Source organism: Steroidobacter sp. (assembly GCF_016790065.1).
Lineage (GTDB): Bacteria > Pseudomonadota > Gammaproteobacteria > Steroidobacterales > Steroidobacteraceae > Steroidobacter.
In genome coordinates this window covers 1-7832 of the sequence record NZ_JAEUPY010000728.1, presented here as the reverse complement: position 1 = coordinate 7832, position 7832 = coordinate 1, and the positions used below count along the sequence as shown (strand labels likewise).

Genomic DNA, 7832 nt, shown 5'->3' with positions numbered 1-7832 from the left:
GTGAGTGATGGAACGGGCTGCAGCTGGTTGCGCCGCTGCCAGCAACGGAGATCCGGTCAGCAACAAGGTCGAGCAAGCTGCTGCCGAGGCGAGCATTGCAAACTTTCTATGGGTCATTTTCCGCGCCTGGTGAGTATGCTGTTCTTTGGAAAATTCACTGAAGCTGCTCATTCCGACGCATGACTTTGTGAAATACCCAGCGCGCGACTGAAAATTTTTTGAAATGCCGTAGAACCGGCAGCACCGACCTCGATTCAGTTCGGTGCAGTCAGGCGAATCTTCGCAGCACCGGTGTGCTCGGCCCGAACCGCGAAGTAAGTGGCGACCGCTTCGACGAATGCATTGGAATCGCCGGTGTTGAATGCACCGCTGATGCCCACGTCGGCCACGGCCGGGTCGACCACGATCTGTAATTGCGAGTAACGATTGACGCGTTCGGCGGCGCTGGACAACGGTTCGTTGTCGAAAATCATTTTTCCGGATTGCCACGCGGTGGCCTTGCTGACATCGATCTTGGGCAGTACCACGGCGTGTCCATCCGACGCGCGCACTCGCACACCCTCGCCCGCCTTCAGCTCGACGGGCGCTGTGGCTGACTCAACGGTGGGCTCAACCCCGGTGATAGCGACGTGACCTTCGATCATCGAGACCAACACGTTGCCGCCGACCAGCTCGACATTGAACTGCGTGCCCAACGCAATGACGGTCTGCTCGCCAGCCCGCACTCGGAACGGTCGCGTGGGATCTTTGGCAACATCGAATCGGGCTTGGCCCCGCTCCAGCGACAGCAGCCGTTGGTTCTCTTCGTAGTGCACGCGAACTCGAGACTTCGCGTCCAATGTGACGACGGAACCGTCCTCGAGTGTGAGCGCCCGCCTTTCGCCAACATCCGTGCTGTAGACGCCGCGCTGGGAATACAACCATCCGAAAGTGCACGCGACAGCGACGATCACAGCAGCAGCAATTGCCGCGGGCCGCGAACCGAAACCACTGCCCACCGACCAACGGCGTCGCGCGGCTCGTCGAGCGCTATCCAAAGCATCGCGACGACCGACCATGACTTCCGGGGCTGCGGAAAACTCACCCAGCGCCGACCAAGCCGCAGTCACTTGCTGATACGCCCGCTGGTTGAGCGGATCGGCATCGAGCCAGGTCTTCAGGCCCGGCAAATCCTCGACCTGCCCTTGCTCGCGCAGGCGAATGAACCATTGCGTTGCTTGCTCGAGGTGAGCATCCGTAGGCTGCGCGGCAGCCTCTGTTTGTTCCATGCGACTCATGACTTGCACAACCGACGAGTGAGATGCAGCAGCGCCTTTTCGAGCTGCTTCTCCACGCCACTCGCCGAAATTCCATACATCTCCGCGATCTCGCGGACTTTCAGGCCCTCGAACCGGTATAGATAGAACATCGCGCGGGTCCGTTCGCCGAGCTCATCCAGCACCGAGAGCGCTTCCTGTAACGTCCTCTCCCCTAGTACGACGCGCTCGGGGGACAAATCCACAGTGAGCACGTCGACAAATTCCGCGACCACCTCGGCCGGCAGGGCCTCTTCGGTGCCATGGGATTGAGCGCGCCGTGCCCGATCGCGCAGCAGGTTGACGGCAACCCGAAAAACAAAGGCCTCGGCATTCTCGATGGGCCGGTTCTCCCGGCTGCGAAGCACGCGCTCGAACACATCCTGGGTCAAATCTTCGGCTTCGTGAGCGCTGCGAACCCTGCGGCCGAAGTATTTGAGCAACGGCAGGCGAAAGCGCCGATTCAAGTGCGCCAACAGCTCATCCTGGCTGTCCGGCGCACCGGGCGCCGCTGCAGCAAGCGGTTGATTCGGGCGCAAAGGATCGTTCACGCCGGACAGCATGCCGGCGAAAGGGCCACGGAATCAATACTGAATCAATACAGAATCAATACCGGGGCCGCTTACTGTGGGTTTTGCCGGGTCGTGCGTCGTAACTATAAATCGGCGCCCGACTGCGCTACTTGGGCTTGGTGAATATGCTCACTTCGGGATAGGACTGCTCGCCCGAGAGCAGCGGCGTGGCCTGGCTCTGCCGCAAGTACTTGTCAAAGAACTCCAAAGTGAGCCGGTTGACGATGTCGTGCGCCAGCCGAGGATGCATCGACTTCGAGTCGGCCGGCTCGAACAACGTGCGATCGGAAAAGTGTCCATGCTCGGCGCGTGCCAGGATCACGTCGTACCAATCGGCTTCGGTGCGCGCATAGAGCTTCCAAGGCTGCATCTCTGCATACAGACGCAGCTCGCGATCCGGCGCCTTCTGATCGGGAGAATTCGCGAACGGCTCGCCACCGTGCATCACCATGATGGGCTTTTGAGTACCGGTTTCCTGCACGTCGGTATACAACCAACCATCCAGATTGATCGCTGCCTTGATCCGAGGCTCATCTCGGCTGGCTTGCAGAGACAGCGCGCCACCCAATGACCATCCCAGCGAACCGACGCGCTCCAGATCCAGGCGCTGATAGAAACGATTGCCGCGTTCGTCATTCATCGCTGCAAGTCGGTCGAGCACGAAGCCGATGTCCTGTACGTGAACCGGCATCATTCGCCTGGCATAACCTTCAACGTTTCGCCGGAACTGCTCGACCTCGGACAGCCCCTTCGATTCCTCGTCGCTCAAGTACGGAATCTCAGTGTCTTGTTGGTAACTGGTGCCGTCCGGGAAGCGCTCGATGCGAGTGAGGCCGGTGTGGCCGATGGCAACCACAACGTAGCCATGACTCGCCAGAAACTCCGTTTGGAAGGTGGCGCTGAACGCCGGATGACCGCCGCCCGGGTTGTAGATCAGCACTGGCAAACGTGCCGGTTGCGACGCCAGCGGTGCTTTCAACGCCGAGTTGGTTGGCAACGCCGCGGCGTCCGTCATCCACTGCGCGTCTTCGTCGTTCGGATACAGCTCCCGGTGCAACGCATAGCGCGCCAGTTGCTGCTTGCCCTTGTGAACGGCGGGATACCAGATCTGCACCATCAAGCGGCGCTGGTCGTTCGGAGCTGAAGTCGTGGTCTCCTGGCGCTTGGTGTCGATCCACATCTCTTCGTAAGTGCCGGTCTGGTACGGACCGCGCGGCTGACCGGCGAAAATGTCCTCCTGAATCTTCACAGGAGCAGGCGTGGACGCCATCGCGAACGACGCCCCCAAAACCGCTGCGAGAACGCAAGCAACGCGCGTTCCAATCATTGCATCTCTCCCAGTAGTCATTGAGTGGTCATTGGGTAACTTTTGAGTTCAGTCTTGCAACTGCAGCTGAAAGTTCGGGGGCGGCGTCGTGCCCAGCAAATGCTGGACGAAGTAGTCCCAACGCCGGCGCAGGAAATAGGGATCGACGCGCTTCACCGCCTCCTTGCCTTTACGCAAATCGACGAATCCATGATTGCGATTGGGCAGGATCAGCATATCGAAATCCCGATTAGCCGCGATCAGCGCATCCACCATCTGCAGGGTGTGCGTGACGTGCACGTTGTCGTCCATATCCCCGTGGACCAGCAACAGCTTGCCTTTCAAGTTCGCGGCCAACGGTGGGTTGGCCTGCGAAAGGTAAGTATCGTCGTTCACCGGCCAGGCGTGGAAGCGCTCGCCCCACTCCGCCCAATAGCTGCGCTGATCGTGGTTGCCCGCCGACGCCACGGCCACTTTGTAGAAATCAGGGAACGACAACAACGCACGCGTCGACGCAAAGCCACCGCCGGAGTGACCGTAGATACCGACTCGCGTCAGATCCAGATAAGGATGCGTCGTCGCCAGCTGCTTCAGCCCGATGACGTGATCCTCCAACCCGCCGGCCGCACCCATGTTTCGATAAGACACATCGCGGAATGCTTTCGAACGGTACGGCGTACCGAGCCCGTCGATGCTCACCACGATGAAGCCGAGCTCGGCCAGCGCCTGCTCATCTTCCGATGCCTGCGCCGAGAAGATCTTCTGGGTATTGATGGATTGCGGCCCTGGGTAGATCGCATCCAGCACCGGATACTGGCGCTTGGGATCGAAATTGCTGGGATAGAAAATGGCGCCGTACAGATCGGTTTGGCCATCTCGCGCCTTGACCGTAAACGTCTTGGGCGGCTTCCAGCCAATAGCTTGTAGCTTGCTGATGTCGGCTCGCTGCAGCTCGCGAACTTGTCGCCCATCCGCCCGACGCAGCACGCTGATCGGCTCGGCATCGAGGCGCGAATACGTGTCGACGAAGTACTCGCCACGCGGCGAGAAACTCACCGTGTGATCGGCATCATCGGGCGTGAGCAACGTCAATCCCTTGCCGTCGAGCCGCACACGATACAAAGGACGATAGTAAGGATCGCGTCCCGGCTCACGGCCGCCAGCGGTGAAGTAGACCCAGCCCTGTGCGGCGTCGACGTGCAGGATCTCACGCACTGCCCAGTCGCCACTAGTGAGCTGCCGCTGCACTCGGCCGCTCTTGGCATCGATGCGATACAGATGGTTCCAGCCATCGCGCTCCGACGACCAGATCAGCGCTTCACCCGCTATGCGCGCGATCGAGTTGCGGTTGACGTAGGTTTCGCTACTTTCGACCACTGGTGTACTCACCTGCCCCGATGTGACATCGGCGACATGCAGTCGAGCAACGCGATAGCCACGCTCGTTCTCGCTGAAACACGCTTGCCGGCTGTTTTCGCTCCAGCACAGCGTGGTGTCATATGAGGCGGGGCGAGAGAACACCGAGTGCAGCGGCGTCACGCGACCGGTGGCGACATCCGCCACGATCATCTGCACCTGCGACACATCAGCATCGCCGGCATTGGGGAAATGATACGGATGCGTCACTGGCGGCCGTCCTGGCACAGATTCGATGACAGCGATCTCGCGCACTCGGCGCTGATCGCTGCGATAGCTCAATAGCTTCTTCGAGTCCGGTGAGAAGACTGCTTCGGGCTCGACCCGTTGCTGCAGCATCGCTTCGGTGACCGGCTCGCCCACATCGCTACCATAAGGCTGGTCATTGGTGCCGTCGGTGGTCAACGCGCGTTCTGCATCGTTGCTGGTGTCGCGTAACCAGAGATTGTTTTCTTTCTTGAAGACGGCCCAACGTCCGTCCGGCGACAGCACTTCACCCTCTCGCGTGCCCGGCGTCCCTACCGTTCGCGTACAGCTGTATTTCGCCAGCTCGCAGGACCAAGCGATCTGCTCGACTTGGAAGGCAATTTGTCGACCTGCGTCTCGATACTCGAAGTAACCGAATGGCAAATCATTAGCGGTGAACGGCTTGCCCGCAGCCGAAGACAGCCCAGCAGCGAGTCGCGAGTGATCGAATGCAGGTGCCTGACGATTCCGCGCCGAGTCCACGCGCATGAAGGTCTTGTTGCCTGCATACTTGTCCAAGTACCAGAAGTCATTGCCCTGCGCGATCCAGTTCGGCTGCAGTGTCTCGCGTGAGACCAGCGTGCGAGCACTTTGAAATTGCGCCGCGCGTTCGTAGGCGGCAGAAAGCTCAGCGCCTCGCATATCACTAGCGTTGGCCGTCAGCACCGTAACGACCGCCAGCGTCACGCCGGCAGCGAGCTGTCGAACATTTCCTAAACTAGCATGCATGGCTTACCACTCCTTGCCAGGCACGGTCTTGCGCGGATCCGGTTCAGGAACCGGCACATGCGGTGCAATCACCACGCGGCCGTTCTCCAGAATCACATGGCCGTCGCGCACTACTAACGACACTCGACTCAAGTCGTCGAGATTCCGGTCGGGCTGGCCGTCCACGACGATCACATCGGCGAGTTTGCCGACGGCGAGTGTTCCTAACTTATCGTCCATGCCCAAGATCTCAGCGCTGGTCCGCGTTGCGGCTACCAACGCCTGCTCGGTGGTGAAGCCCGCGGCCACGAACTGTTTCAGCTCGGTGATGTAAGCGTTGGGCAGATAGCGGAACCAGTCGGTCACCAGGTCCGTGCCCACACCCAACTTGATACCGGCGCGCTTCAACTTGCGCAGCATCTCCATGTTCGCTTCTTTGGAAAAATCGAACCGGCGCGAGGTCGAACCGAAATAGCCGCCGGCCAGATCGAAGATATAGATGTAAGGCACCAACGTCGGCACCGAAGCCGTGCCGTTGCGAGCCATCAAACGGATGGTTTCATCGCTACGAGGGAGCGGATGTTCGATGGTGTCCGCGCCCGCTTCAACCGCCCACTGAATATAAAAGGTCTCCGCATCGACGGTGACCTTCAAACCGAGCGTATGTGCTTCATCCACCGCAGCCGCTACTTCGGCGCGAGAATAATGACTGGCCAGTTTGATCAGATCGGCGCCTCGCTTGAACTGTTCGCGCACAGCCTCGCGCCAATCATCGGGTCCGGAAGCTTCGCGAACGGCAGCGACCGGTTGATCGTGAGAGCTCTTGCGCCACATGCCTTCGGCGCCGTGACCGCCGGTGCCGGTGATGAGCTGCCCGGCAGCGAACACTCGTGGGCCTGGCAAACGATTCTCTGCCACCCACTGCTTGAGTCGAAACGGCGCGGTGCCTTCCGAAGCGACATCTCGAACACTGGTAATACCGGACTGCGCATAGACGCGAAGCCGCTCCGCCCCGCGCAGTGTGGCGGACTCGCCCTCCTCAGCTTGTTCCTCAGGAGTGTTCGGCTCGGTGTACGTCAGATGAGTGTGCAGGTCGATCAAGCCCGGCATCACTGTCTTGCCGGCAACGTCGATCACCCGAGCATTTGCCGGCCACTGCGTAGCCTCTGGCGGAAGTAAAGCGACAATCCGATTGCGCTCGATCACGACAGTCGCCAGCTTCGCAGCGCTGCCCGTTCCATCGAACACTCGGCCGCCTCGCAGGACGATGCTGCCTTCCGGACCTCGCGGCCCCGGAGCGACCGGCACCCGTCGCGGATCGTCCGAAACTGCCGTCGACTTACCCACCCAGTTGCGTCGGTCCTCCAGCTTGGATTGCGCGAGCGCCGGTAGGCTGGCGAGCAATATAAGCAACGTAACCGCGTGCCAGGAACGTTGAGGAGAACGTGTCATTTTTATCTCTCCGAAGCGTGCGAGCTGTGGCGAGCGTGGGCACGACGCGGTAAAGACTCATCCGGTCGCGCGTAAATGATACGAACCCGCGTCGACGCGCGGGCATTTTGGCTGGGCCGTTGAGTATTGGATTCAGGCCACGGCCGTGGCTACGGGCCAGAGGCTAGCGCGCCTCTGGCCGATCAGTCTAGGGAAGGTTGGCGTTTTATTCCGCCGGATGCATCGGCCGACGGAACGGCGGATCGTTGGCGTTCGGAATTGTGATGCCTTCGGGCGGGGTCTGATGCAACAGATGCTGGACGAAGTAATCCCAGGTCTTGCGATGCACGTAGCCGTGCCGCCAGAACTGTTTGTGTTCGAGCATGGGCGGAATGAACATGTCGAAGTCTTTGTTGGCGTCGATCAGCGCTTGCGCCAGTTGCATGGTCTGGGCGATGTGCACGTCATCATCGACGAAGCCGTGCATCAACAGCAGCTTGCCCTGCAGCTGACCGGCGATCTCCATGTTGGTGGGCCAATCGAACTCGGGCTCCTCCGCCGTGGGGTACTTGGTACCGATCCAGGTGCCGTAGTCGTGACTGCCGGCTACTGCCACTGCGACCTTATAGAACTCCGGATGCTGGAGTAATGCACGCGCTGCGCGCCAGCCGCCATCGGAGTTGCCATAGATACCGACGCGCTCGGTGTCGATGAACGGATAGCGCTTCGCCAGCTGGCGCATCGCGCCGATATGGTCGTCATAAAACGCCGGCTCAGTGGCCTTCTTGCCATCGAACACGGACTGGACTTTGCGAGAACGGAACTTGGCCTCGCGGCCGTCGAACATCATGGTGGCGA

The 7832-nt window shown here is 60.4% G+C and carries 6 protein-coding genes; all 6 read right to left on the bottom strand.

Annotated features, from left to right (window positions below):
• Positions 1-254: 254 nt before the first annotated feature.
• Entirely contained in the window at positions 255-1268 is a 1014-nt protein-coding gene (locus tag JNL55_RS29660; protein ID WP_293863134.1) for a FecR family protein, read from the bottom strand.
• Positions 1269-1273: 5 nt separating this feature from the next.
• Positions 1274-1858, bottom strand: a complete 585-nt coding sequence (locus JNL55_RS29655) for an RNA polymerase sigma factor (RefSeq protein WP_293863132.1) — start codon at positions 1856-1858, stop codon at positions 1274-1276.
• A 115-nt stretch (positions 1859-1973) separates the two neighbouring features.
• Positions 1974-3194, bottom strand: a complete 1221-nt coding sequence (locus JNL55_RS29650; RefSeq protein WP_293863130.1) for an alpha/beta hydrolase family protein — start codon at positions 3192-3194, stop codon at positions 1974-1976.
• Between the two features lie 48 nt (positions 3195-3242).
• Positions 3243-5564, bottom strand: coding sequence for a S9 family peptidase (locus JNL55_RS29645; protein WP_293863128.1), 2322 nt, complete (start codon positions 5562-5564; stop codon positions 3243-3245).
• Positions 5565-5567: 3 nt separating this feature from the next.
• The gene (locus tag JNL55_RS29640; protein WP_293863126.1) at positions 5568-6995 is read right to left on the bottom strand and encodes an amidohydrolase family protein; all 1428 of its coding nucleotides are present in this window, start codon (positions 6993-6995) and stop codon (positions 5568-5570) included.
• A 205-nt stretch (positions 6996-7200) separates the two neighbouring features.
• On the bottom strand, positions 7201-7832 hold a 632-nt coding region (locus JNL55_RS29635; RefSeq protein ID WP_293863124.1), incomplete at its 5' end, for an alpha/beta hydrolase family protein.

Bases quoted from the DNA above. Each gene is read 5' to 3' on its own strand.
- JNL55_RS29645 (WP_293863128.1), bottom strand. From the start codon at position 5,564: ATGCATGCTAGTTTAGGAAATGTTCGACAGCTCGCTGCCGGCGTGACG.
- JNL55_RS29660 (WP_293863134.1), bottom strand. From the start codon at position 1,268: ATGGAACAAACAGAGGCTGCCGCGCAGCCTACGGATGCTCACCTCGAG.
- JNL55_RS29650 (WP_293863130.1), bottom strand. From the start codon at position 3,194: ATGATTGGAACGCGCGTTGCTTGCGTTCTCGCAGCGGTTTTGGGGGCG.
- JNL55_RS29640 (WP_293863126.1), bottom strand. From the start codon at position 6,995: ATGACACGTTCTCCTCAACGTTCCTGGCACGCGGTTACGTTGCTTATA.
- JNL55_RS29655 (WP_293863132.1), bottom strand. From the start codon at position 1,858: ATGCTGTCCGGCGTGAACGATCCTTTGCGCCCGAATCAACCGCTTGCT.